The following is a 301-nucleotide window of genomic DNA, read 5'->3' as shown; positions in this document are numbered from 1 at the left end:
AGGCCTCTACACCACAGCTCCATGCATTTTATTTGGTTGCGGGGGCAGGATTTGAACCTACGACCTTCGGGTTATGAGCCCGACGAGCTACCGAACTGCTCCACCCCGCGATAGTGATGGTGGACGCTGACGGGATCGAACCGCCGACCCTCTGCTTGTAAGGCAGATGCTCTCCCAGCTGAGCTAAGCGTCCATATGGCTCCCCGAACAGGACTCGAACCTGTGACAACTCGATTAACAGTCGAGTGCTCTACCAACTGAGCTATCAGGGAACAATAATTATTCAAGGTATATACCCTGA

General features: G+C 53.2%; 3 tRNA genes. All 3 read right to left on the bottom strand.

Annotated elements, in window-relative coordinates:
• Positions 1-33: 33 nt before the first annotated feature.
• Positions 34-110 (bottom strand) — tRNA-Met (locus tag ACXX53_RS23145).
• Positions 111-117: 7 nt separating this feature from the next.
• A tRNA-Val gene (locus ACXX53_RS23140) sits at positions 118-193 on the bottom strand.
• Positions 194-196: 3 nt separating this feature from the next.
• Positions 197-272, bottom strand: a tRNA-Asn gene (locus tag ACXX53_RS23135).
• Positions 273-301 lie beyond the last annotated feature (29 nt).

Source organism: Paenibacillus marinisediminis, assembly GCF_054343325.1.
The sequence above is the reverse complement of the archived record's forward strand: the minus strand, read 5'-3'. Positions and strand labels throughout refer to the sequence as shown.